The sequence below is a fragment of the Atlantibacter sp. genome, from assembly GCF_032062175.1.
In the GTDB taxonomy this organism is placed as follows: Bacteria; Pseudomonadota; Gammaproteobacteria; order Enterobacterales; family Enterobacteriaceae; genus Atlantibacter.
Genome location: NZ_DAMBQK010000002.1, coordinates 176439 through 200624, shown reverse-complemented (window position 1 = coordinate 200624; position 24186 = coordinate 176439). Strand labels below are relative to the sequence as shown.

The 24186-nt window shown below is 58.9% G+C and carries 21 protein-coding genes; 10 read left to right on the top strand and 11 right to left on the bottom strand.

All coding sequences use genetic code 11. From position 1 onward, the window contains the following. Positions 1-84: 84 nt before the first annotated feature. Together pptA and RT120_RS03180 are read right to left on the bottom strand one after the other, a co-directional pair. The gene (gene pptA / locus RT120_RS03185) at positions 85-315 is read right to left on the bottom strand and encodes a tautomerase PptA (protein ID WP_312979285.1); all 231 of its coding nucleotides are present in this window, start codon (positions 313-315) and stop codon (positions 85-87) included. Positions 316-364: 49 nt separating this feature from the next. Further along, positions 365-982, bottom strand: a complete 618-nt coding sequence (locus tag RT120_RS03180; protein ID WP_312979282.1) for a glutathione S-transferase family protein — start codon at positions 980-982, stop codon at positions 365-367. A 262-nt stretch (positions 983-1244) separates the two neighbouring features. Here RT120_RS03180 and ansP point away from each other — a divergent pair, with 262 nt between their 5' ends. The 4 genes from ansP (at position 1245) to RT120_RS03160 (ending at position 6448) form a co-directional block, all read left to right on the top strand. Continuing rightward, entirely contained in the window at positions 1245-2744 is a 1500-nt protein-coding gene (gene ansP / locus RT120_RS03175) for an L-asparagine permease (protein ID WP_312979280.1), read from the top strand. 140 nt (positions 2745-2884) lie between these two features. Then, positions 2885-3931 (top strand): DUF1176 domain-containing protein, encoded by a 1047-nt coding sequence (locus RT120_RS03170; protein ID WP_312979277.1) that lies wholly within the window; start codon positions 2885-2887, stop codon positions 3929-3931. A 139-nt stretch (positions 3932-4070) separates the two neighbouring features. Next, complete coding sequence (locus RT120_RS03165; RefSeq protein ID WP_312979275.1) at positions 4071-5171, top strand: mechanosensitive ion channel family protein; 1101 nt, start codon at positions 4071-4073, stop codon at positions 5169-5171. Positions 5172-5314: 143 nt separating this feature from the next. Beyond that, positions 5315-6448, top strand: a complete 1134-nt coding sequence (locus RT120_RS03160; RefSeq protein WP_312979272.1) for an MFS transporter — start codon at positions 5315-5317, stop codon at positions 6446-6448. Positions 6449-6462: 14 nt separating this feature from the next. Here RT120_RS03160 and RT120_RS03155 read toward each other — a convergent pair whose 3' ends face one another. Then, positions 6463-7521, bottom strand: coding sequence for a YncE family protein (locus tag RT120_RS03155; protein ID WP_312979269.1), 1059 nt, complete (start codon positions 7519-7521; stop codon positions 6463-6465). A gap of 247 nt (positions 7522-7768) precedes the next feature. Between RT120_RS03155 and pqqU the strand changes: the two genes are divergently transcribed. Continuing rightward, positions 7769-9886 carry a TonB-dependent receptor PqqU gene (gene pqqU / locus RT120_RS03150; RefSeq protein ID WP_312979267.1) on the top strand — a complete coding sequence of 706 codons (2118 nt, stop codon included), beginning with the start codon at positions 7769-7771 and terminating at the stop codon, positions 9884-9886. Between the two features lie 116 nt (positions 9887-10002). Here the strand turns inward: pqqU and RT120_RS03145 are convergent, their stop codons facing one another. The 3 genes from RT120_RS03145 to RT120_RS03135 all read right to left on the bottom strand — a co-directional run bounded on the left by RT120_RS03145 (position 10003) and on the right by RT120_RS03135 (position 11674). Next, complete coding sequence (locus RT120_RS03145; protein WP_312979264.1) at positions 10003-10176, bottom strand: hypothetical protein; 174 nt, start codon at positions 10174-10176, stop codon at positions 10003-10005. A gap of 97 nt (positions 10177-10273) precedes the next feature. Beyond that, positions 10274-10942 (bottom strand): GntR family transcriptional regulator, encoded by a 669-nt coding sequence (locus tag RT120_RS03140; protein WP_312979262.1) that lies wholly within the window; start codon positions 10940-10942, stop codon positions 10274-10276. A 147-nt stretch (positions 10943-11089) separates the two neighbouring features. After that, the gene (locus tag RT120_RS03135; protein WP_312979260.1) at positions 11090-11674 is read right to left on the bottom strand and encodes a helix-turn-helix domain-containing protein; all 585 of its coding nucleotides are present in this window, start codon (positions 11672-11674) and stop codon (positions 11090-11092) included. Positions 11675-11713: 39 nt separating this feature from the next. Between RT120_RS03135 and RT120_RS03130 the strand changes: the two genes are divergently transcribed. Beyond that, the gene (locus RT120_RS03130; RefSeq protein ID WP_312979258.1) at positions 11714-12232 is read left to right on the top strand and encodes an N-acetyltransferase family protein; all 519 of its coding nucleotides are present in this window, start codon (positions 11714-11716) and stop codon (positions 12230-12232) included. After that, positions 12229-12678, top strand: coding sequence for a DMT family transporter (locus tag RT120_RS03125; RefSeq protein ID WP_312979255.1), 450 nt, complete (start codon positions 12229-12231; stop codon positions 12676-12678). The genes RT120_RS03130 and RT120_RS03125 overlap by 4 nt, the downstream gene beginning before the upstream one ends. Here RT120_RS03125 and RT120_RS03120 read toward each other — a convergent pair. Then, positions 12675-12920: a DUF2526 family protein gene (locus RT120_RS03120; protein ID WP_312979253.1), complete on the bottom strand. Its 246-nt coding sequence runs from the start codon at positions 12918-12920 to the stop codon at positions 12675-12677. The genes RT120_RS03125 and RT120_RS03120 overlap by 4 nt on opposite strands. Positions 12921-13098: 178 nt before the next feature. Here RT120_RS03120 and RT120_RS03115 point away from each other — a divergent pair, with 178 nt between their 5' ends. From RT120_RS03115 to RT120_RS03105, 3 genes are read left to right on the top strand one after another with little or no spacing between them, the layout of a single operon-like run. Continuing rightward, on the top strand, positions 13099-14451 hold the full coding sequence (locus RT120_RS03115; protein WP_312979251.1) for an SrfA family protein: 1353 nt from the start codon (positions 13099-13101) through the stop codon (positions 14449-14451). A 4-nt stretch (positions 14452-14455) separates the two neighbouring features. Beyond that, positions 14456-17449 carry a virulence factor SrfB gene (locus RT120_RS03110; RefSeq protein ID WP_312979250.1) on the top strand — a complete coding sequence of 998 codons (2994 nt, stop codon included), beginning with the start codon at positions 14456-14458 and terminating at the stop codon, positions 17447-17449. Next, positions 17440-19599, top strand: coding sequence for a virulence factor SrfC family protein (locus RT120_RS03105; protein ID WP_312979249.1), 2160 nt, complete (start codon positions 17440-17442; stop codon positions 19597-19599). The genes RT120_RS03110 and RT120_RS03105 overlap by 10 nt, the downstream gene beginning before the upstream one ends. 57 nt (positions 19600-19656) lie before the next feature. Here RT120_RS03105 and RT120_RS03100 read toward each other — a convergent pair whose 3' ends face one another. From RT120_RS03100 to RT120_RS03085, 4 genes are read right to left on the bottom strand one after another with little or no spacing between them, the layout of a single operon-like run. Further along, positions 19657-20778: a Gfo/Idh/MocA family oxidoreductase gene (locus RT120_RS03100; protein ID WP_312979247.1), complete on the bottom strand. Its 1122-nt coding sequence runs from the start codon at positions 20776-20778 to the stop codon at positions 19657-19659. After that, positions 20775-21839, bottom strand: coding sequence for a sugar phosphate isomerase/epimerase family protein (locus tag RT120_RS03095; protein WP_312979244.1), 1065 nt, complete (start codon positions 21837-21839; stop codon positions 20775-20777). The genes RT120_RS03100 and RT120_RS03095 overlap by 4 nt, the downstream gene beginning before the upstream one ends. Then, positions 21836-22924 carry a Gfo/Idh/MocA family oxidoreductase gene (locus RT120_RS03090; protein WP_312979242.1) on the bottom strand — a complete coding sequence of 363 codons (1089 nt, stop codon included), beginning with the start codon at positions 22922-22924 and terminating at the stop codon, positions 21836-21838. The genes RT120_RS03095 and RT120_RS03090 overlap by 4 nt, the downstream gene beginning before the upstream one ends. After that, entirely contained in the window at positions 22917-24161 is a 1245-nt protein-coding gene (locus RT120_RS03085; protein ID WP_312979240.1) for an MFS transporter, read from the bottom strand. The genes RT120_RS03090 and RT120_RS03085 overlap by 8 nt, the downstream gene beginning before the upstream one ends. Between the last annotated feature and the right edge of the window lie 25 nt (positions 24162-24186).

Genomic DNA, 24186 nt, shown 5'->3' with positions numbered 1-24186 from the left:
CATAGTCATAATGACTGCATTTTGTCATATTGACTGCAACTATGAAAGCCGCGCGGGAAATTGCCCGCCGTAGCGGGCACAGAATTACATGCTGTAGCCCGGCTTCTTCGCCAGCGTCTCCAGATTCGGCGCGATTTCCGTATCCCATACCTGCGCTTTCCAGTTATCCGGCTGGACTTCTTCCAGCGCCACGCTCACCGAGGTCGGTTTGCTGTCGAGATGTTGAATCACTACCTGGGAAATATCCTCGGCGAAGGCCTGGCGCTGTTCTTCGGTTAAATCACGGGGGAAAAATTTAATGTCTACATGCGGCATGGGAACACTCCTGCGGAAAGGGAACCGTTATCCTGCCCTGTTTGTTTAACTATGACAAAAGCTTATTTGCCCGCAGCACGTTCTGTAACTCGGGCCGCTCACACACCCGGTCGGCCAGCGCGTTGAGCTTGGGCGTTTCGGCGGCGAACCAGCCCGGACGTGGCCGCCAGATACGGATCGCCGGCCAGTAAGCGTCAATCAGGGTAAGCCGCTCGCCAAACAGGTAAGGCGTGTGATGCAGTTGGGTTTCCAGCCAGCGCCACAGCGTCTCGCGATAGCGGTCAGTGCTGTTGGTCAACGAGGCCGGGTTATCCGTCACCCAGCGCTGCGGATAATCGCCATAGGTAAAGGTGGGATAGACATTCGCCACCAGCCAAACCAGCAGCCGCCAGAACTGCTGGCGTTTCCTGGTCCCCGGCTCGGGCGCGAAGTGCGGATACCGGTCCAGCAGCCACAGCGCAATGGCGGCGCTTTCGGTCATTATCTCGCCGTCGTCCAGTTCCAGCGTCGGCACCTGGCACAGCGGATTCAGCGCCAGCAGCCGGTCACGCTGTGGGCCTGGCTGGTCGAAGCCTTCGATATCAATCAACTGGTAGGGCTCCCCCACCATCGTCAGCATGATTTCACTGATTGCCGAGCCCCAGCCCGGCGCGCCGTAAAGGTTCATCGTCACCTCCTGCGTATCACTTCAGTGTAATGGCTATTAAAACATCCACCCGGATGATTGTTCCGCCCTGAAACGAGTCAGTAGCGGAGCACTTCGCGTTACCCTCCCTTTTTCGCGTTTTTTACTCTTCCTCACGCGTCACTCACTGCGCGGATTTGCCGCCACAGTGAATTCGGGTAGGATGCTGCGCCGGAGAGCCGCCTCACCAAAAACATAACAGAGGCGGCGCAACGCTTTTATCAGGACAGGAACACAGGAAAACATGACCACCAACAAAGATCATGCGGCCGAACATCGGGCCGCCAAACGACGCTGGCTCAATTCCCATGAAGAGGGCTACCACAAAGCGATGGGCAACCGCCAGTTACAGATGATCGCCATCGGCGGCGCTATCGGCACCGGGCTGTTTTTAGGCGCGGGCGCGCGGTTACAGATGGCCGGGCCGTCGCTGGCGCTGGTTTATCTGGTATGCGGGATTTTCTCGTTTTTCATTTTGCGCGCGCTGGGCGAACTGGTGCTGCACCGCCCCTCCAGCGGCAGCTTTGTTTCTTACGCCCGTGAGTTTCTCGGCGAGAAAGCCGCGTTCGTGGCGGGCTGGATGTACTTCATCAACTGGGCGATGACCGGTATCGTCGATATCACCGCAGTGGCGCTGTATATGCACTACTGGGGCGCGTTCGGCGATGTTCCGCAGTGGGTTTTCGCGCTGGCAGCGCTGGCCATTGTCGGCACCATGAACATGATCGGCGTGAAGTGGTTCGCCGAGATGGAGTTCTGGTTCGCGCTGGTCAAGGTGCTGGCGATTGTGGCGTTTCTGGTGGTGGGGACGATTTTCCTCGGCACTGGCAAACCGCTGGACGGCAACGCCACCGGCTTTCATTTGATCACCGATAACGGCGGTTTCTTCCCGCACGGCCTGCTGCCCGCGCTGGTGCTGGTGCAGGGCGTGGTGTTCGCCTTCGCCTCCATCGAACTGGTGGGCACTGCGGCGGGTGAATGCAAAGATCCTGAAAAAACCGTACCGAAGGCGATTAACAGCGTGATCTGGCGTATTGGCCTGTTCTATGTCGGCTCGGTGGTGCTGCTGGTACTGCTGTTGCCGTGGATGGCTTACCAGCCGGGCCAGAGCCCGTTCGTCACGTTCTTCTCTAAGCTCGGCGTGCCGTACATCGGCAGCGTGATGAATATCGTGGTGCTGACGGCGGCGCTCTCCAGCCTCAACTCCGGTCTGTATTCCACCGGGCGTATTCTGCGTTCGATGTCGATGGGCGGTTCCGCGCCGCGCTTTATGTCAAAAATGAGCAAACAGCAGGTGCCCTGGGCCGGGATCCTCGCGACACTGTGCATTTATGTGTTCGGCGTGGTGTTGAACTATCTGGTGCCCAGCCGGGTGTTTGAAATCGTGCTGAATATGGCATCGCTGGGCATTATCGCCTCCTGGGCATTTATCGTGGTATGTCAGATGCGCCTGCGTAAAGCCATCCGCGAAGGCAAAGCCGAAAAAGTCAGCTTCAGAATGCCGGGCGCGCCGGTCACCTCATGGCTGACCCTGCTGTTCCTGCTCAGCGTGCTGGTACTGATGGCGTTTGATTACCCGAACGGCACCTGGACCATCGGCTCGATCCCGGTGCTCTGCCTGCTGCTGATTGCCGGCTGGTACGCGGTACGCAAGCGCGTGAACCAGATCCACAGCACCGCGCCCGTTGAGCCTCAGGCTCCTGATGAGCCAGAGCAGCCGCTGGTTGAACATCTTTCCCGTTAATCGTTACCACGCCGGAGCGCTCTCCGGCGTTTTTCTTTCTCGTTGAAATCCTCGAAAAAAGCGCTAATTTTCATTGCCTGTACTCAGGATTATGCGCAACGATAGCAGCATTATTTTTATAACGTATTCAGGAGGAATCGATGAAACCATTTGGGATATCGATAACCGCGTTGGCACTGTGCGCCGGGAGTACCGGGGTTTGGGCTGCGGATGGCGTATCGTTTAATTATAAGAACTGGGAAGTGGTCTGTGACAATACGCTGACCTGCCGTGCGGCGGGCTACGGCCCGGAAGAAGGCAGCGGCGGCTCGGTGCTGCTGATCCGTGAGGCGGGCCCCGGTACAGCAGTACAGGGGCGCGTGATGCTGGCGGATATCGAAGAAAACGATTCCCCGGAAACCGTGGAATTAACGCTGTTTATCGATAACCAGACGATGGGTACGGTCGCCCCTGGCCCGGACGGCGACTGGGAACTCACCCAACCGCAGACCGATGCCCTGATTGGCGCGGTTAAAGGCAGCGGTGCGGTGGAGTTTCGCGGCGGAAAAGCGCCGTTTATCCTCTCCGGCGAAGGCGCGAACGCGGTCATGCTGAAAATTGACGATGTGCAGGGCCGGGTCAACACGCCGGGCGCGCTGATCAAAAAAGGCAACAAACCGGAAAACAGCGTGCCTGCGGCCCCTGCGAAGCCGGTGATTGTGGCGGCGGCAACCCTGGACGCGCCGGAAAAACCGCTGGATGACCAGCAAACCGCCGTGATTCGTCCCCTGCTGCAAGCCAGCACCCGCGCGGATGATTGCGAGAGGTTGTATCCCGACCAGGAAAACCCGCCTGAAGCCATTTCCCTCACGCCGCTGGATGACAAACACGTGCTGCTGTCTACCCTGTGCTGGCGCGCCGCCTATAACGAAGGCTACGGCTACTGGGTGATGGACGCGGCGCTGAAAGGCAAGCCACAGCAGGTGACCTACTCCGGCACCAGCTACCTGAAAGGGATCATCGATATGGCTCAGAAAGGCCGTGGACTGGGGGATTGCTGGGGGAATGAAAGCTGGGTCTGGGACGGGAAAAAATTCCAGCTCAGCAGCAGTTACACCACCGGCATGTGCCGCTATTTACGCGCAGGCGGCACCTGGGTCTTACCCACTTTCGTGACAGACGTAAAAAAAGCCGATAACGCGCTATAACCTTCCTGTGCGGGCGCGGCCACCGCCGCACCCGCTGCCCTGCGAATCCTCTCAGAAATCCCCTGTCATCGCTCTGTAACCCGACCCGCAGCACAAGGTGTCTATACTTGGTGCTTATGCCTGAATTATGGGAGGAGAAATGGCGTATCTGGCACAACTGAATTTCGTTACGGTCCTGATGTCGACGACGTTCTGGATTAACCTGGCTATCGTACTGGTGGTCACACTGGTGGTTTACTGGATAATCAACAGGCTACTGGCTTTTGTTTACAAGACCATTCAAAACTGGCGTAACGGCCACCCCGGCGATAGCAACCTTCGCTATATCGCGTTCGATATGCTGAAGAAAACCAGCAAGATCTTAATCCTGATTACCGCGTTTCTGTTCAGCCTGCGTTTTGCCGCCCTGCCGGACCGGCTATTTTCCGCCATTTCCCAGGCCTGGTTTTTAGTCATCGCCATTCAAATGGCTATCTGGCTGGATCAGGGGGTGCAATCCTGGATGCGCCATTTGATGCGCGCGCCGGACACCCACCGCAATCCGGTGACACTGGTGATCCTGGGGATGATCCTGCGGGTGCTGGTCTGGTCCATGATGCTGCTGTCGATTCTGGCTAACGCGGGCGTCGATATCACTGCGCTGGTCGCCAGCCTGGGGGTCGGCGGTATCGCCATTGCCCTGGCCGTGCAGACCGTCTTGAGCGATGTGTTCGCCTCGCTGTCGATAGGTTTTGATAAGCCGTTTGAAATCGGCGACTTTGTGGTGTTTAACGACGTGGCGGGCAGTATCGAACATATCGGCCTGAAAACCACCCGTATCCGCAGCCTGAGCGGCGAGCAGATTGTCTGCGCCAACGCCAATTTGTTGCAGCAAACCATCCACAACTACAAGCGGATGCAGACCCGCCGTATTGTGTTCACTTTTGGCGTTGCCAGCACCACCCCGCCGGAAAAACTGCGCATTATCGGCGACATGGTAAAAGAGATTGTTAATGACGTCGGCAATACCCGGTTCGACCGTGCCCACTTCCTGTCATTCGATCAGGATCGCCTGACTTTTGAAGTGGTCCATATTGTTGCGACCGCCGACTATAACAAATACATGGATATTCAGCAGGAGATTAACATTCGTATCATTGAACAGTTGAACGAAAATGATATCGAACTGGCGCTGCCAAGCCTGGTAATGCGCGCCCCTGTCCAGGTCAAACGCGCGGCCCCGGCGCAGAACGCCGCGTAAGCCCTGTCTCACGCCGCCTGAGTCCCGGGCGGCGTTTTCCCCCTTCTTTCACAGTTTTTCTTGTGCCGCCCGCGCCGTTGTCATAGCTTGTCGTTTCGTCTTATGAATGCTAAGCGTTATATAAAAAAATTTTAAGGATCGTTATGACGACACAACGTTTAGGGCAAGCGGTAGTCATTGGCGCGGTAATGATTTTTGGCCTGACCTATGGCCTGAGCGCGCCTCTTATTTCTTTACGTCTGCATACCGAAGGATTTGATGAATGGTTTATTGGCCTAAACGCCGCGATGCATGCCGTCGGTGTATTCGCCGTGGCCCCTTTCCTCCCGGCGCTGTGTCAGCGCTACACCCCTGGCGCAATGATCACCCGTTCCCTGTTCGCCATTCTGGTGCTGCTGTGCCTGTTCCCGTTTGTGCCGCTGCTCGGCTGGTTTGCGCTGCGCTTTCTGCTGGGGGTGTTCAGTGAAATTATTCTGGTGGTCACCGAAACCTGGCTGAACCACACCACCGTTGAGCAGGCGCGGGCAAAAACCCTCGCCTGGTATACCGCCAGCCTGTCGTTGGGCTACGCGATTGGGCCGTTGTTGCTGTTAATTGCGCCAGGCGATATCCCGTTTTATCTCGGCGGCGGCCTGGCGCTGTTGAGCGCGCTGATCCTCTGGACCAGCGCCCCGCCCAGCCCGCCGCTGGCGGAAGAAAAAGTCAGTGGGATTTTGCGCTACATCTGGATCGCGCCGCTGGCAATGGCGGCCACCGCGCTGAATGCCGCGCTGGAAGCCGCCGGGCTGAACCTGCTGGTGGTCTACGCCATGCAGATGGGCTGGAGCGAACAGGCTGCCACTGAATTGCTGGCGGTCCTGATGGTGGGCGCAATTGTGCTGCAATTGCCGGTGGGCTGGCTGGCGGATAAGTATGATCGCCATAAGCTATTGCTGGGCTGCGCCGCGCTGTCTACCGTCGGCGCGCTGCTGTGGCCGCTGGCGCTGAATGTGCGGTTTCTCGCCTGGCTGCTGATGTTTTTCTGGGGCGGCGTGTTTGTGGCGATCTATACGCTGATCATCACTCAGGTGGGGTCGCGCTTTACCGGCACGCATCTGGCGGGCGTTTACGCGGCGATGTCGATTATGTGGGGCGTGGGCGCGTTGATAGGTCCGAGCCTCGGCGGGATCGCCATGAGCCTGTTTACTCACGGCCTGCCGTATCTGGCGGCGCTGCTGTGCGGGCTGTTTTTTCTCTGGTCGCTGTGGATTTACAAGCGGGAAAACGGTGGGGACTAGCCCCACCGCTCGGCTTACAGGGCGATGCGGATCACATCGTCCGGGCGGGTGGCTTCCTGCTTACGGCTGGAAGGCTGCTTCACGCTGACATACAGCGTTTTGCCGTCCGGCGACAGCGCCAGGCTGTTCGGATGGACCGGCGTTTCGATGGTTTTCACCACCTTGTAGGTTTTCGCGTCAATCACGCTGACCGTGCCCGCCTGACGGTGGGTCACGTAGGCTTCATTGCGCGCCGGGTTAAACAGCACCGCCAGTGACGCTGGCGCATCGATTTTCGCCAGTACGTTACCATCGCGGGTATCCACTACCAGCACCTGCGGTTGTTTGGAATCGGTGATAAACGCGCGGTGGTTCGCCGGATCAAGGCTGATGTTCAGGAAGAAATGCTCTTTACCGTCGTCGAGCACTTTCTTACGCAGCACCTGTTTGCTGTTGGTGGTATCGAAGGCGATCAGTTCGCCGTCGGCATTGGTGGTGTAAACACGTTTTGCGTCGCTATCCAGCGCCAGGCCGGTGCTGAATTTACCGGTGCCGGTCAGCGTGGTGCGCAGCTTCATGGTTGCGCCGTCAATCACCCAAATCACGCTGTCTTCGCTCAGCCCGGTCACATAAACGGTGTTGGTCGCTTCATCCACCACCAGTTGGCGCGTGTGCATCGGCTTCACCGTTTCGCTGCGCTGGCGGTTATCCAGCACGATGCGGCCTTTCACTTCACCGGTTTTGGCATCAATCGCCGTGACCGCGCTGTTCACCGTATTGCCAAACCACAGGGTATCGGTTTTGGTATTGATAGCGGCGCCAAACGGTTTGAGATCATTGTGAATACGCTGTTTCACTTCCAGGGTGGCCGGATCAAGTTTATAGACCACGCCGCCTTTATCCAGCGAACGACTCTGGGACGTCGCCACATACAGCGCCTGCTCTGCCGGACTGTAGGCCATTTCATACGCCCCCTTGTCGACTGGCTTACGCAGCAGTTCGTCTGCGGCGTGGCTGGTAAAAGTGGCGAACGATGAGCTAAACAGCAGCGCGCCAAGCAGTGCACGGCGTGCGGACAGATGACGAAATTCCATAACAACTCCCTTTTTACGTAGAAATGGCGGCGTCACATTGCATCCAGACAAGCGGCCATGATTTTTTCACGGCTCTGATTTTAGTGAGAATAATAATCATTATTTTTACAAAAAGGGAACAATTTTGCGTAACTGCCTGGCAATTGCCCACTACACTTCAATTGTTAACGATAAGTGCTGTTAATGTTTTCAACTTATTTACAAATAACCTAACATTTTGGCGCATTTACATAAAATTGGTTCAGGCATGATTATTTCTCGCGCGTTATTTCCCTTGCCGGTAGTGCTGCTGCCCGCAATTTTTTCCCCCCTGACGGCCCTCGCCGCAGAAAACGAACAAACCATGGTGGTCACCGCCTCCCCCGGCCCGGTTTCTGAACTGGATACCCCGGCTGCCGTCAGCGTGGTAACGGGCGACGATCTGCGCCACGCCGCGCCGCAGATTAACCTGTCGGAAAATCTCGGCAGCGTGCCGGGCTTGCAGATTCAAAACCGGCAAAACTACGCTCAGGATTTACAGCTGTCGATTCGCGGGTTTGGTTCGCGCTCTACCTACGGCGTACGGGGTATTCGTCTGTACGTCGACGGCATCCCGGCCACCATGCCGGATGGCCAGGGTCAAACCTCGAATATCGATTTAAACAGCGTGGCGAGCGTCGAGGTGCTGCGCGGGCCGTTTTCCGCGCTGTATGGCAACGCTTCCGGCGGCGTCATTGACGTGAAAACCGAAACCGGCGAAGCCCCGCCGACGCTGGAAGCCAGCAGCTATTACGGCAGTTTCGGCACCTGGCGCTACGGGCTGAAAGCCAGCGGCGCAGTGGGCGATGGCACCCAGCCGGGCGACGTAAATTACACCGTCTCCTCTACCCGCTTTACCACCCACGGCTATCGCGACCACAGCGGCGCGCGTAAAAATCTCGCCAACGCCAAACTGGGCGTGCGGGTTGACGAGGCCAGCACTCTGACGCTGTTGTTGAACAGCGTGGATATTCACGCTAACGATCCCGGCGGGCTCTCCTACAGCGAATGGCAGGATAATCCACGCCAGTCGCCACGCGGCGATCAGTACAACACCCGTAAATCTATTAAGCAGACCCAGGCGGGGCTTAATTACCAGCGGGCCATGACCAATAACGACGATCTCAGCGTCACCGCCTATGCGGGCGAGCGGGAAACCACTCAGTACCAGTCGATTCCCATGGGGCCGCAGTTAAACCCGACTCACCCAGGCGGCGTGATCCAGCTAAGCCGCCACTACCAGGGCATCGACAGCCGCTGGACCCACCGCGATACGCTGTGGACGCTGCCGGTTAACGTCACCTTCGGGCTCAACTACGAGAACATGAGCGAGAAGCGCAAAGGCTACGAGAACTTCGTGCTGGAAAACGGCGCGCCGGTGTATGGCGAAAAAGGCGATACCCGCCGCGACGAGCGCAACCTGATGTGGAACCTTGATCCCTACTTGCAGTCGAGCTGGCAGTTGACCGACAAGCTGACGCTGGACGCCGGGGTGCGCTACAGCTCCATCTGGTTTGACGCCAACGACCACTACATCACTGCCGCAAACGGCGATGACAGCGGCGACGCCAGTTATCACAAATGGTTGCCAGCGGGCGCGTTGAAATACAGCGTGACCGATGCCTGGAATGTTTATCTGTCGGCGGGCCGTGGATTCGAAACCCCGACCATCAACGAGCTGTCCTACCGCTCCGGCGGCCAGAATGGCCTGAACCTGGCGCTAGAACCTTCCACCAGCGATACCCTTGAGCTGGGCAGCAAAACCCGCATCGGTAACGGCCTGTTCAGCGCCGCGCTGTTCCAGACCGATACCGATAACGAAATCGTGGTGGATGCCAGCAGCGGCGGGCGCACCACCTATAAAAACGCCGGGAAAACCCGCCGCCAGGGGCTGGAGCTCGGCCTCGATCAGCAGTTCGCTTACGACTGGAAGCTAAAAATGGCCTGGACCTGGTTGGACGCCACCTACCGCAGCAACGCCTGCGGCACGACGGACTGCAATGGCAACCGGATGCCGGGCATCGCCCGCAACATGGGTTACGCCTCGTTCGGCTATCAGCCGGAACAGGGCTGGTACGCGGGTGCGGACGTGCGCTATATGGGCGATATCATGGCGGATGACGAGAACAGTGCCAAAGCGCCCTCCTATACTGTTACTGGCCTGAATACCGGGTATAAATTCCTGTATGACCGCTGGGCGCTCGACCTGTTTGGCCGGGTAGATAACCTGTTTGATAAACGCTATGTCGGCTCGGTGATCGTCAACGAGAGCAATGGACGCTACTACGAGCCTGCGCCGGGCAGAAATTATGGCGTGGGGATGTCGGTCAGCTATCGGTTCGAATAACCCGAAAAAAATGGCCCTTCGCCTGGAAGCCTGTTCACAAGCTCACCGACAAGGGCCATCAAAAAAACGCGCACAGTTCATTCCAGTAACGCAAGCGTAGCGTGCGGCGGAACGCGTTACGGCTTACGATACCAGGCAGGGTCGATATTGCCGAAATCAATGCCATAAAGATGTCCGGTTGGGATAAAGGATTCCATTACGCGCCCGCTATCGGCAGCGTGATGCACAACAGAGGTGGGAATAAAAGCGGCTTTCAGCGCCCGGCCGAGGCGGTTCAAAATCGTTTGCATATGACCTCACAGGAAAACGGCGTCTACTGAACTCAGTAAAACGCCGTTTGCATGAGAGGGGAACGAAAAAGGTTTTCTTTGGTTAGTTGAAAATTCGCTAACCAACCGACTGATAGTAAAAACGGCTCACCAAAGCGTTAGCATCCTCAATTACCTGATGAACAGCGCACACACAGCGTTCAGGATCCCGTGCTTCGAGGGCATCAATGAGTTCGTGATAGTCATACTGGCATTGTTCAATTTCGGGCAGTTGTGGATACAGGAAATTGAAGCAGGGCCCAACTTGTACCCAAAGTTGCTCAATCAGGTTATTCAGCGTTGGCATTTGCGCAAGCTTATACAGCTCAAAGCGGAAATTCCGGTTAGCCACCAGCGTGTGCTCAACTTCACCACTCTGCTTCGCCAGGGCAAAATTGTCCCAGAGTTTACGCAAGGTTATTACGTCCTCTGCGGTCATTTTTTCCAGCGCTTTTTCGACGGCCAGTCCTTCAAGGCCCTGACGAATCAGATTAATTTCCCTAAAGCGTTCCTCGCTTATCTCCGGCACTAAAAAGGCCTGAGCCGGCGTCGCGACCAGCGCGCCAGATGAAACCAGCCTCAACAAGGCTTCACGTACCGGAGTAATACTGGTCCCCAGCTGTTCAGCGAGGTCTTTCGTGACTAGACGCGAACCAGGCTTCAAACTACCAATGATCAACGCATTCTTTAATCTCACCTCCACTTGCGTGGTTAAACTCATCCGTTGCGCCCTTTCCAGATCAAGCATGGTATTTCCTGCCTCACTCTATGATGTCATATTCCTGTTGCTGTCCTTCAGGCACCCTCCGTTCAGGCTTGTATATTTAATAGCCTTATACTTTTCGGGTGCACTTAAAGAAAATAGCGATATTTAGATAAGATGCCAGCAAAATCGTTAAGAAATGCTAATCGAATTCTTGTTAAGAAGCACGACTAAATACACGCACAACGCATCACTTTCGTTAATAAAGTGACAATCATTGGGAGGGCCGAGCTCCAGGCAGTCGCCCTGGTGCATTTCGTGGCGTACATCGCCCTCTAAAAACACCAGTTCGCCCTGCTGTACCCAGATGAGCTGGCGGGTAAAGGCATACGCCGAGGCGGGCATAGGAATATCGCTGCCGGCAGGTAATTCCACCTGCACTAAATCGAGCGGGAAATCATTTTGCGGTGAGAGATGGCGGCGCAAATAGTGACTCTGCGGATCGCGCCACAGCGGCTGATCGGCATAACGCAGCAGCCGCCCGGACGGCGCTTCCGCCCGTGCGATCAACGTCGACATACTGATGCCGAACGCGCCGGAGAGCCGCGCCAGTAACGTGGCTGTCGGGCTGCTCTCGCCGCGTTCGATTTTATGGATCATGGCCCGGGAAACCCCGGCGCGCTGGGCTAAATCGTTCAACGACCAGCCGCGCGATTCGCGCTCAAGGCGGATTCTGCCACTGATCCGTTGATTTAATGTGTCAATTATATTATTCATACCGTAACAATATAGTGAACACCCCCCTGAGGTTCAACCATGAAGATTCGCCGCGCCCGCGCAGAAGACTGTGAAGCCATTGCCGGTATCTACAACTACGCCGTTTTGCATACTGCGGCGATCTGGAACGATCGCACGGTGGATACCGACAATCGTCTCGCCTGGTTCTATCAGCGCGGTAATGCGGGTTACCCGGTGCTGGTCGCCGAAGAGAATAACGCCATTATCGGCTATGCCTCGTTCGGTGACTGGCGGGCATTTGAAGGGTTTCGCCATACGGTGGAGCACTCGGTGTATGTCCACCCGGATCACCACGGCAAAGGCATCGGCAAAGCGTTGATGCTGGCGTTGATTGATGAAGCGCGCGCCTGCCATAAGCACGTGATGGTGGCGGGAATCGAATCCGAAAACGCAGCGTCCATCGCACTGCATCATAAGCTTGGCTTTACTATTAGCGCAAAAATGCCCCAGGTCGGCACCAAGTTCGGTCGCTGGCTGGATCTGACCTTTATGCAGCTCCAGCTCGACGACCGCAGCGAGCCGGATCTCCCGGCATGAACAGTTCCCTGACCCTGCTGTTTTTAACCGCCGCAGGGATCGGCCTGGTGGTGCAAAACACCATTATGGTGCGCATTACCCAGTCCGCATCCACCATTCTGATCGCCATGCTGCTGAACTCGCTGGTAGGCATTGTCCTGTTCACCGGTATTCTGCTGGCGCGCAACGGCCTGGCGGGCGTTCAGGAGCTGGTCGCCACCGTGCGCTGGTGGACGTTAATTCCCGGTCTGCTGGGATCGTTTTTCGTGTTCGCCAGTATCACCGGGTATCAGAACGTCGGCGCGGCCACCACTATTGCGGTGCTGGTCGCCAGCCAGTTAATCGGTGGGCTGGTCATGGATATCGCCCGCAGCCACGGGGTGTCGCTGCGGGCGTTAATCGGGCCAGCCATCGGCGCAGTGCTGCTGGTGATCGGCGCCTGGCTGGTGGCACGAAGGCAGTTTTAAAGAATGGTGCCGCCGCGCGTCAACTGATCAAGACGCGCCTTTTCCGCCTGCTGTCGCTCCTGTGCCTGGTGATGCCCGTGATGGGCGATGGCGGTGCGTAACCGCTGCTGCTGTTGATACCGCTCCTCGCGGCTCAGCCCGGCATCGTCGCTCAGTTCAATCAACAATTCATTCATTGGCGCAATCACGCTTTGCGCAATCGCCGCATCGACGCGGTTTATCACTTCTTCCAGATGAGACATCGCCCCTCCTTATTTGGTTTTGCTAAAGCTTAGCGCGCCCGCACAGGACAAACCAGGGCATTTAGCTCAGGCGTGTCAATGCCCCGATAATTCATAGGTTTTCGCTTTTCTTCCGCCGTTTGCTTGCAGCCCGGCGCGGTAAAGTAGAGGCGTAAAAGAAGATGGGCAGGAACAACACGTGGCAAAAACACTCTTACGCAGCGGAAATCTGGATGACTTCCAGGCTGTCGGCGATAACGGGCAATCCGTTTTTGACTCTGCGCTGCAAATTCGTGAAACCCTGCGCCTGCGCAAGCAGCCGCTGGTGGATTATCTCGCCATCCCGCAGCGTAACGACGACGGCGATCGCGTGGACTGGTACGCGCCGCTGGAAGGCAAAGCGACCTCCTGGCTGGCCGCCAGCGACGCTCAGCGCAAACAGGCGCGCCGTTTACTGGAAAGCGCCCTCGCCAGCGCCAGCGCGCTCAGCCTGCGTTGCCGCCAGAGTGACAAAACCGCGCTGGCCCACTTCGGCGCACTGCTGGAAAAAGCGCTCCAGTTCCCGGCCGCCAACCACGTCTGGCTGGTAGACGGTAAACCGGTGATCACCTTCTGGGGCTTCGTGAGCATTAATGAAGGCCTGCGCGACAATATTCTGGCCTGCCTGAATGAGGTTGAACCCGCGCCGCCGGTCATCGAAACCGTGCCTGCCGACGAGCCCGACGCGCCGGTGATTAAACCGCAAATGAGCGAACCCGACGCGCCGCTGCTGATGGCCGCGCCAGAACCTGCGCCGGTTGCGCCGGTTATAGCTGCTGTTAGCGAACCGGTTCCGGTGGTTCAACCTGCCCCCGCCGCTCCGGCACCTGCGCCAACCCGACGTAAATCCGTCTGGCTGCTGCCGGTCGCCGCTGCGGTGATTGCCGCCATCGCTGCCCCGGCGCTGTGGTATAGCCTGCAAAGCCCTGCCGCGCCTGCCATTGCCGCCGCGCCGAAAACTGCCGAAGACAAAATCGCCGCGGTGCGCGCGCTGGAAAACCCTGCGCCAGTGGTTGCGGAAGTCAAACCCACCCCGGTTGTTGAGGCCCCGGCGCTGCCGCTGGTCCAGGCGAGCATCACCCAGCCAGAAACGGTCATCGCCCCCGTGCCCGCGCCGGTTGAAGACACCCGCAACGCGATGGTGATGGACGCCGACCAGGTCAAAATCGGCTCGACCCGTTTCCTGAACGGCAGTTGGCGGATTCAGGTGGAATCCCGCGATCCGATCACCGGCAAGCCGCCGTCGCTGCGTTACGACATCAAAAACAACAAAGGCAGCGTGCGCATTACCCACGGCGACAATATCGTCTGCCGTGGCGAGGTGTTCTCTGGCCTGCACAGCACCGGCGAGCTGATGATAAAAACTCGCGGCAACGCGCGCTGTACCGACGGCTCGCGTTTCCCGTTACCGGAAATTACCTGTAAAGCGGGAGAGGGAAACGTCGCTCAGTGTACAGCGAGATATGACGAGAATACCCTGCTTCCCCTGACGTTTAAGAAAGCGAGCGCCTGATCCTATGCTGGCAACCCTGTGCGATTACCAACAAAACGTAGCCCTGATTGAAAACAGCGGCGTTCAGTTCCTTGATTTCGGCCTCACGCCGCAAGAGCCGTTGCACGGCGGGCGCTTTGTGCGCAAAACCGCCAACGGCCCGCTGCTGCGTCTCGACTATCTGGCCGCCAGCGATAAATACGCCCTGCCGGCCCGCGATGGCGGCGCGGCGGAAGTGGTGAAGCCGGAAAGCGTTCATCTGCTGAGTTATTCGCTGAGCGTACTGGATGGCGTCTGGTTGCCAGTACCGGTGATGCGTTTCAACCCGCCGCGCACCTTCACCACTGGCCCGGATAACTGGGCGCGGGTGCAGATCCGCCGCCTGCCGGAGCCTGACAGCGCAGGAAATACCCACCGCGTTACCTTCGCTTTCGACACTCATCTCAGCGACGACGATAGCGCCTCGCTGCTGGCCCCTTCGCTGTATGACGTGCGCAACGGCAGCCGTTTCGCCCTTGCCTGGCGCGACGACGAAGTGGGCGATTTTCTCGATCACACCTGGGTCGACGGCTGGCTGCGGGAAAGTTTTACCCACTATCTCGCCACCCGTGAAAACCGCACCCAGGGCGACAGCACAAAGGCGCTTAAAAACTTCGAATACCAGGCGCACTGGCTGAATCTGCTGACCATGCTGGGCGAACAGTTACAGGTGCCGGAAATCAAAATCGTCACCGAAACGCTCAGCACCGCCGCCATTAACGTCGATTTGATTCTTGATGTGGGCAACACCCACACCTGCGGCGTGATAATTGAAGATCACGGCGAAGCCAACGACGGCCTGCGCCAGACCATGGAACTCCAGGTGCGTTCGCTGAGCGAACCGCAATTTCTGAACTCCCCGCTGTTTACCAGCCGCCTTGAGTTCTCTCAGGCACGTTTTGGCAAACAGCACTTCTCGGTGGAAAGCGGTCGTGACGACGCCTTTGTCTGGCCGTCGATTGTGCGGGTGGGCGATGAAGCCCGCAAACTCGCCACCGGCCGCCTGGGCAGCGAAGGCCACAGCGGTATCTCCAGCCCGCGCCGCTATTTATGGGATGAAACCCCGTCCAGCCAGGCATGGCGCTTCAGTCTGCTGACGCCGAAAACCCAGCGCGAACCGTTGGCTACCGCCTGGCCGCTGATGAATTTGATGAACGATGACGGCGAGCCGCTGTGGAAGCTGCCCGCCGACGAACGCCTGCCGGTATTCTCGCCGCAATACAGCCGCAGTTCGCTAATGACCCAAATGCTCTGCGAGCTGCTGGCTCAGGCGCTGGTGCAGATCAACAGCGTCGCCAGCCGTCAGCGTATGGGCTTCAGCAATTCGCCACGCCATCTGCGCAACCTGATCCTCACCCTGCCATCCGCCATGCCGGGCCAGGAGCGGGAGATTTTTCGCCGCCGGATGCAGGAAGCCATTGCCCTGGTGTGGAAAGCCCTCGGCTGGCATCCGCAGGATGAAGATTTCGCCAGCGTTCAGGGTAAAAGCCAGAGCCGCATACCGGTGCCGAATATCCATATGGAATGGGACGAAGCCAGCTGCGGCCAACTGGTGTGGCTGTATAACGAAGCGATGGTGCATTTTCGCGGCCAGACCGAAGCCTGCTTTAAAAGCTTCGCCCGCAGCGATCGCCTGCCAGAACCGGGCGAAGCCCCGGGCCGCGCCCTGCGCGTTGCCTCAATTGATATCGGCGGCGGCACCACCGATATGGCCATCACCCGCTACAGCCTCGATGACGGTGTAGGCAGCAACGTCAAAATTTCTCCGACCCTGCTGTTCCGCGAGGGATTCAAAGTCGCGGGCGACGATCTGTTGCTGGATATCATTCAGCGCTGCGTCCTGCCTGCATTACAGGCCGATCTGCAAAAAGCGGGCGTGGCGGATGCCGCCTCGCTGCTGGGGTCGCTGTTTGGCGATTCCGGGCGCATGGATACCCAGGCGATCCTGCGCCAGCAAACCACCCTGCAACTGTTAATGCCGCTGGGCCACGCGATTTTGCAGGCCTGGGAGCAAAGCGACCCGGCGGATGAACTGGCGGGTCTGTATGCCAGCGTCGGCAACTTGCTGGCAAAACGCCCGAGCGTCAACGTCCTGAATTACCTGAATCAGGCGATCGCCCTGGCGCTGCCTACCGATGCCGATGCCGATAATTACGATCTGTTTGCCGCACCGCTGCAAATCCGCTTCAGCGAACTCCAGGAGCAGATATTTGCCGGCAAGTTCTCGCTATGTGCGCCGCTGCATGCGCTGTGCGAAGTCATTTCCCACTACCGCTGCGACGTGCTGCTGGTCACCGGGCGTCCTGGCTGTTTACCGGGCGTACAGGCGCTGATCCGCCACCTGCAACCGGTACCGGTCAGCCGTATGGTGTGGCTGGAAAATTATGAAGTGCATGAATGGTATCCGTTCAGCAAACAGGGCCGCGTCGGCAACCCGAAATCCACCGCCGCCGTGGGCGCAATGCTGTGCGCCCTCGCCCTGGATCTGCGCCTGCCGCGCTTTAACTTCAAAGCGGCGGATATCGGGGCCTATTCCACGGTGCGCTATCTCGGCGTCCTGGACAATGAAGCCAATATCCTGCGCGATGAGAATATCTGGTATCGGGATATCGACCTTGATAACCCCGGCGAGAAACTCAACGCGAAGCTGCATTTCCCGCTGCGCGGCAACGTCACGCTCGGTTTCCGCCAACTGGATAACGCCCGCTGGCCCGCCACACCGTTGTATACCGTGGCGGTCAACTCCACCTCGCTGGCGAAAGCCATCGCCGGAGATGGTGTGCTAAACGTGCGCCTCGCGCTGCACGGCGAAAAATCGCGCCCGCCGGAAGGCTTTACCCTGGCGGAAGCCTGGCTGTCTGATGGCAGCAAAGTCCCGGTGGATCAACTGACTTTTAAACTGAATACCCTGGCGGACCGTCGCAGCAGCGGCAGCCACTACTGGATTGATAGCGGGAGTGTGTACCTCAAATGTCTGTAACATCCTCACTTCCGGCGCTGGAAAACTGGCTGGCGCAGGCGCGTCAGCGCTCGGCGCTGCTGGATGCGCAAGCCAGCGCGCTGCAACTGGTTCTCGCCCGGCTGACCGCCAGTGCCCAGGCGCAGCAAAACCAGGCCGACGCACCGCGCACCCTCGCGCTGTGCGGCGCAGGCCAGGCCAGTAAAGCCTTTTTGCTGAGCGCGTTTTGCGGCGGCGAACAGGGCCGCTTGCCGGTCACGCCGGGCAAACATCTTGATTATCTGGCGCATATCAATCCCGGCCACAACGCCACCGCGATGGCGCTGCGTTTTACCGCCCGTAGTGCGCTGAGCGACGCATTTCCACTGACGTTACGGCTGTTGAGCGAAGCGGAGCTGGTTACGCTGTTTATCGAGCATTACCATCACCAGCCCACTCCGCGTGGTCTCGACGACGCGCTGCTGCGTAAGCGTCTGGATGAGTTGCAGCCGTTGCGCCAGCCGCTGGCTGACAGCGCTATCAACACCGCCAGCCTCGCCGTGGTAATCGACACCTTTACCCGTCGTGCCGGGTTCCGCGCCCGTAGCGTACAGATGGAAACCTGGCACCGCTTCACGTCGCTGATCCCCCATCTTGGCCTCGGCGAACGCAGCCAGCTTTACGCGCTGCTGTGGGGCGATCAGCGCGAGTTCACTGCGCAATGGCTGGGGCTTGCGGAAACCCTGCAACTGCTGGGCTACCACCGTACGGTCGCGGCACCGCTCAGCCTGCTGGTAGACAACTTTTCGCTGCCTGAAGAAGGCTTTTTGCTGTGCGAACATCAGGAAACAGCCAGCGCGCGGGACGTGCTGGTGTGCGCTATCAACGGCGACACGCTGCATCCGGCGCTCAGCGTCCCGGTTAACCAACTGGCGCTGCTGTGCGCTGAGCTGACGCTGCCGCTGGAAAACCCGTGTGCTCTGGGCGATATCGATCTGCTCGATCTGCCTGCCCCGGCTTTTTCGGCTACCGCGCCGCTGTGGCAAACCAAACGCGCATTTTTACTGGACTGTTACCGTCAGCAGGCGGCGATCGATCTGCTGGTAATGTGCGGTGCCACGCCGGACCGCGTCTCGACGCCCGCCATTGCCCGCACCCTGCTGCATTGGACACAAGAAACGCATCCGGTGCAGGACGATACGCTGCCAGGCCTGGTCTGGGCAATTACCCCCGGCGACGCGCGGTTCAGCGGCGAGCAGCATCTGGATGACGGCGTGCAGCGTTTACTCGGCAAACCGGGTCAGCGCTGGGGCACGCTACAGGCGCTGGATAATCGCAGCCTGCCGCGCTTAATTGAATGGATGCAGGAAGCGCTCAGCGAACAACGGCGCGCGAAGCGTCACGCAGCGCAGCAACAGCGGTTGCGCCACGCCCTCAGTGACGCTTTCGCGCCTTATTATCACGATAGCGCCACCGCCGTTGATGCCGAGCAGGCTATCCGCGCGCTGCAACGCCAGGCGGCGCGTCACGGGGACATTCTGGCGGCGCTGCTGCCGCCAGTCGCCACGCTACAGGCGCTGTGCGACACGCCAGATAGCGCGCCGGTCGCGCATGCGCAGGGGCTGTTCGATCAGCAGATCGATTTGTTCGCCGAGCCGCAGTCCGGCGACGCGCCCTTAACCTCTGCGCAGGGCACGCTCGCCGCCCGGACGCATCAGTTATGGATTAACCATGTCCGCTTGTGGAGCCAACAGCCCGAACAGGCGCGCTTGCTGGATCTGGAGCCTGCGGTGCTGGCCTGGCTGGGGGAAACCCTGATCGTCACCAGCTATCGCCTGCGGCTGGATGCGCAGTTGGACGCCATTGCCCGTGAAGAAGGCGTCTGCGGCGCACTGCTGTATGCGGGGCTGGGGAACTTCATTACCTGGCTCGGCGTCAACGATTTGCCGCAGGATACGCGCCCTGCCAGCCGCGTGAATGCCGGAAAACCGGTATTTGCGCCGCAGCCTGGCTGTAATACCCGGCTGACCCGGCTCAGCGAACAGCCCACTCACGCCGCAACGGGCTACGTCTATGACTGGCTGGTGATGTTGTATCACCAGGCACGCGGAAATCAGGGCTATCAGCACCCGGATGCGGTGAACGCCCGGGACAGAGAATCGTTAGAAAGGCTGTTGTCGCCGATCGCATAGCCATAAAAAAAGACCAGCCCGCGTGAGCGCCTGGTCTTTTTTGTCCTGTTCACGCATTTACCACGCCAGCCATTCGCCCCCTCTGGCGCTGCTGGCTTTCACTGTCTCAATAAACTTCATTCCACTGATGCCAGCATCGATACCCGGCAGCAAAGGCGCGTCGCTCTCGCCGCGAATCAACTGCGCCGCTTCACGATAAATTTGCGCGAAGCCTTCGAGATACCCTTCGGGATGCCCGGCAGGTGTACGGCACAGCGCGCGAGTTTCATCGCAGTTTTCCGGTCCGTTGCGCGTGACAGTGTAACTACATGCGCCCTGCGGATAGATCACCAGCTGCTCCGGGTGTTGCTGGTGGAAGCTTAAGCTGGCACGGCTACCGATAATGCGCAGCCGCAAATCGTTAAGATAGCCGCCCGCCACCTGGCTTGCCAGCAATCGGCCATGCGCGCCGTTGGCGTAGCGCATATCGGCCACCACCTCGTCGTCCAGCCGTCGGCCTTCCACGCGGGTCATCAACTCGCCGCGCAGGGAAACCGGCTCCATGCCGCTGACAAAGGCCGCCAGTTGCCAGGCGTGAGTGCCGATATCGCCAATCGCCCCCGCCCCGGCGAGCGTCGGGTCGCCGCGCCAGCGCGCCTGTTTATTATCGGTATCTTCCAGCCGTTCGCTGAGCCACCCCTGCAAATACTCCACTTCGATGCGGCGAATATCGCCCAGTTCGCCCGCCGCGACCCGCGCCCTGGCTTCACGCACCATCGGTAAGGCACTGTAGTTGTGGGTGAGGATAAACCGGCAGCCGCTGTCGCGTATTTTTTTAGCCAGCGCCCGGCCTTCCTCCAGCGTAATGCCCAGCGGTTTATCACAGATGACGTGGATGCCGCGATCAAGAAACGCCTGCGCCACCGGCACATGCAGATGGTTGGGGGTAACGATGGACACCACATCAATGCCGTCTTCGCGCGCCGCTTCGCGCTCCGCCATCTCCTGCCAACTGGCGTAGCTGCGATCCGGGGCGATAAACAGCGCCGTGCCGGAGCGCGCCGCTACGTCAGCGCGGGATGAAAACGCCCCAGCGACCAGTTCAAACTGGTCATCCAGCCGCGCCGCGATGCGGTGTACCGCGCCGATAAACGCCCCTTCGCCGCCGCCCACCATGCCTAACCGTAAACGCCGCGTCATGAGCCCTCCGCTAAACCAAGCATCTGGCGGATGGCCGTGCGGTCGCTGTTGCGCAGCGCAAAGTCATCAAAGGCGTGGTCGGCAACGTGAATAATATGATCGGAGATAAATTTCGCCCCTTCCCGCGCGCCGGTTTCGCCATTTTTCAAACAGCATTCCCATTCCAGCGTCGCCCAGCCGGGGTAATCGTACTGCGCCAGTTTGCTGAAGATGCCTTTGAAGTCCACCTGGCCGTCGCCGAGCGAACGGAAGCGACCGGGGCGATCGACCCACGCCTGGTAGCCACCGTAAACGCCGCTCTGTGCGCTGGGCGTAAATTCCGCGTCTTTGACGTGGAAGGCGCGGATACGTTCGTGCCAGTAATCGATAAAGCCCAGGTAATCCATCTGCTGGAGCACCATATGGCTGGGGTCGAACAGGATGTTGCAACGCGGGTGGTTGCCGGTGAGTTCCAGAAAGCGACCAAACGTTGCGCCGTCGTGGAGATCTTCACCGGGGTGCAGTTCATAACACAGATCCACACCCGCCTCGTCAAAGCTATCGAGGATCGGCGTCCAGCGCTGGGCCAGGGTGGTAAAGGCTTCATCGATCAGCGCCACGTTACGCGGCGGCCACGGGTAAAAATAGGGCCAGGCCAGCGCGCCGGAAAAGGTGGCGTGGGCTTTTAAACCAAGCTGCTGCGAGGCTTTGGCAGCGTTTTTCAGTTGCTGCATCGCCCACTGCTGACGTCCGGCGCGATCGTTGCGCAGCGTTTCGGGCGCAAACCCCGCGAACGCCAGTTCGTAAGCCGGATGCACCGCCACCAGTTGGCCCTGCAAATGGGTCGACAGTTCGCTGATCACCAGACCGACATCCGCCAGTTTGCCGCGAACCTCATCGCAGTAGGTTTTGCTGGCAGCCGCCTGGTCGAGATCGAAAATATGGGGTAAATGGGTCGGAATTTGTACCGCCTTGTAGCCCAGCCCTGCCGCCCAGGCGGCTAAGGTTTCCAGCTTATTGAACGGCGGCGCGTCGCCAATAAACTGGGACAAAAACAGGGATGGTCCTTTCAGAGTCTTCACTTAAATACCTCCTTTAAAAATACCGTTCGCTGTTCGCGTACCGCGCAGTCCGCTGCCAGCACCACCGCGAGGCTGTCTATCGCCTGGCTCAGATGGGCGTCAAGCGGCGCATCGCTGGCAATCGCGTGGGCAAAAAATTGTTGTTCCCGGCGGCACAGTTCGTAGTGATCGGGCTCGTCATCGGTGTCGATCCACTCATCGGCGTTGACGAAGTTACCCTGCGCGTCCAGCCCGGCATGATGCAGGCGTAAGGATTCGGTGCGGGTATGGGCCTCGACGTTCGCCGACTGCCCTTCGCCGCCCGCCTCGCGCGCCACAATGGAGGCCGAACCGTTGGGGCCAATCACGTCTTTTACAAAAAACGCGGTCTGGCTCATCATCGGGCCCCAGCCCGCCTCATACCAGCCTACCGAACCGTCGCTAAAACGCACCTGGAGCTGGCCGTAGTTGTACTGCTGTTCAGGGATTTCCTCGGAGAGCCGTACGCCGATGGCGCTCACAGCTACCGGTGTGCTTTGGGTCATCTGGCACATTACGTCCAGATAATGCACTCCGCAGTCGACAATCGGCGACAGTGACTGCATCAGCGCTTTATGGGTTTGCCACGCCTCGCCTGCGCTCTGCTGGTTAAGGTTCATGCGCATCACCAGCGGCTTGCCGAGCGTGTGGCTGAGTTCGATAAAACGCTGCCACACCGGATGCTGGCGCAGGATGTAACCCACCACCACTTTTTTACCGACACGGGCGGCGGCGTCCACCACCCTTTCGGCACCGCTCACCGTGGTGGCGAGCGGTTTTTCGATGAACAGATGGCAACCCGCGTTCAGCGCCTCGATAGCCAGGCGCTCATGGCTGTCCGGCCAGGTGGCGATGCACACCGCGTCAGGCCGGGCGTCGCTCAGCGCATCGGCAAGCGTGTCATACAGCGCGACGTCGCCGGTGAGTTTTTCCCGCAGGCGCACTTTGGACTCGCCGCGCGCCACCAGTCCGCACAGGGTGAATTCCGGCATGGTGTCCAGGGCCAGCGCGTGCGCGCTGCCCATGTTGCCGCATCCGACCACCACAATGCGCAGCGGTTTAGCCATGCTGTTTCTCCTCACGGTAGTTGAAGGTGAAGAAGAAGATGGCGGCAATGATCACCGCCGCGATTGCCGGCAGCCACCAGAAGCCCTGCCACTGGGCCAGCGCTTCTGCACCCTGGGCGGTAACGGAACGGTTGAACACCGCGCCGCTGATTTGCGAGCCGATCAGCATCCCCAGACCGTAGGTGAACAGCACCAGCAAACTTTGAGCCTGGCCTTTAACTTTGTTGCCCGCCACTTTATCGGTATAGATAAAGCCGATAACAAAGAAGAAGTCATAGCACACGCCGTGCAGGATGATGCCGATGTAAATCATCCAGCGGGTTTCTTCATTGATGCTCAGGGCGAACATGGCGTAGCGCAGGAACCACGCCAGCATCCCGATCAGCAGCATCATCTTGATGCCCAGCGCCCGGAAGAAGAACGGGATCAGCAGCATAAACAGCAGTTCAGACATCTGGCCAAACGCCATCACCCCACTGACGTTCTCGAAGCCGAGAGCGGAGATAAACGGCGCGGCATAGGCGTAATACGCCGCCAGCGGGATGGAAATCAGCGTGGCGCAGATGATAAACACCAGGAAGTGGCGCTGTTTCAGCAGCGCGAACGCATCGGCGCACATCAGGTCGCGCATCGACAGCGGCTTACCGCGATCCGGGGCCGGGGTATGCGGCAGCGTGAAGCTGTAAATTCCGAGGATCACCGAAGCGACCGCCGCGAGCGTGAAGATGCCAGTGCTATCGGACAGCCCCGTCGCGCCAACGATCAGGCCCGCGACAATCCAGCCGATGGTGCCGAAAGCGCGGACAACCGGGAAGCCTTTCTCGCTGTTGCTCAGGCTGTGGAATGCCACGTTATTGCTGAGCGCGATGGTCGGCATGTAGCACAGCATATAGGCGAAAATAATCCACAACAGCCCGCTCTGCCCGCTTTCGAACAGCGTCGGCAGCCACCACAGCAGCGCCGCGCCTATCAGGTGCAGAATACCCAGCACTTTTTGCGAGGCAAAAAAGCGGTCTACCAGCATGCCCAGCAGGAACGGCGACAGAATCGAGGCGATCGGCCCGGTGGAGAACGCATCACCAATCAGCGCGCCCAGGCCGTACTTCGACATAACAATCCCTAAGGTGACGTACCAGGCCCCCCAGACGAAAAACTCCAGGAACATCATGAGTGACAGACGCGGTATCACCCATTTATGGGTGGCGACCTGTGCGCCGACGGCTGATTGAGAAGACATAGCATCCTCCAGAGATGTGGGTTGA

Coding starts and splice junctions, on each gene's coding strand:
- pptA (WP_312979285.1), bottom strand. CDS start 315: ATGCCGCATGTAGACATTAAATTTTTCCCCCGTGATTTAACCGAAGAA.
- RT120_RS03180 (WP_312979282.1), bottom strand. CDS start 982: ATGAACCTTTACGGCGCGCCGGGCTGGGGCTCGGCAATCAGTGAAATC.
- ansP (WP_312979280.1), top strand. CDS start 1,245: ATGACCACCAACAAAGATCATGCGGCCGAACATCGGGCCGCCAAACGA.
- RT120_RS03170 (WP_312979277.1), top strand. CDS start 2,885: ATGAAACCATTTGGGATATCGATAACCGCGTTGGCACTGTGCGCCGGG.
- RT120_RS03165 (WP_312979275.1), top strand. CDS start 4,071: ATGGCGTATCTGGCACAACTGAATTTCGTTACGGTCCTGATGTCGACG.
- RT120_RS03160 (WP_312979272.1), top strand. CDS start 5,315: ATGACGACACAACGTTTAGGGCAAGCGGTAGTCATTGGCGCGGTAATG.
- RT120_RS03155 (WP_312979269.1), bottom strand. CDS start 7,521: ATGGAATTTCGTCATCTGTCCGCACGCCGTGCACTGCTTGGCGCGCTG.
- pqqU (WP_312979267.1), top strand. CDS start 7,769: ATGATTATTTCTCGCGCGTTATTTCCCTTGCCGGTAGTGCTGCTGCCC.
- RT120_RS03145 (WP_312979264.1), bottom strand. CDS start 10,176: ATGCAAACGATTTTGAACCGCCTCGGCCGGGCGCTGAAAGCCGCTTTT.
- RT120_RS03140 (WP_312979262.1), bottom strand. CDS start 10,942: ATGCTTGATCTGGAAAGGGCGCAACGGATGAGTTTAACCACGCAAGTG.
- RT120_RS03135 (WP_312979260.1), bottom strand. CDS start 11,674: ATGAATAATATAATTGACACATTAAATCAACGGATCAGTGGCAGAATC.
- RT120_RS03130 (WP_312979258.1), top strand. CDS start 11,714: ATGAAGATTCGCCGCGCCCGCGCAGAAGACTGTGAAGCCATTGCCGGT.
- RT120_RS03125 (WP_312979255.1), top strand. CDS start 12,229: ATGAACAGTTCCCTGACCCTGCTGTTTTTAACCGCCGCAGGGATCGGC.
- RT120_RS03120 (WP_312979253.1), bottom strand. CDS start 12,920: ATGTCTCATCTGGAAGAAGTGATAAACCGCGTCGATGCGGCGATTGCG.
- RT120_RS03110 (WP_312979250.1), top strand. CDS start 14,456: ATGCTGGCAACCCTGTGCGATTACCAACAAAACGTAGCCCTGATTGAA.
- RT120_RS03105 (WP_312979249.1), top strand. CDS start 17,440: ATGTCTGTAACATCCTCACTTCCGGCGCTGGAAAACTGGCTGGCGCAG.
- RT120_RS03100 (WP_312979247.1), bottom strand. CDS start 20,778: ATGACGCGGCGTTTACGGTTAGGCATGGTGGGCGGCGGCGAAGGGGCG.
- RT120_RS03090 (WP_312979242.1), bottom strand. CDS start 22,924: ATGGCTAAACCGCTGCGCATTGTGGTGGTCGGATGCGGCAACATGGGC.
- RT120_RS03085 (WP_312979240.1), bottom strand. CDS start 24,161: ATGTCTTCTCAATCAGCCGTCGGCGCACAGGTCGCCACCCATAAATGG.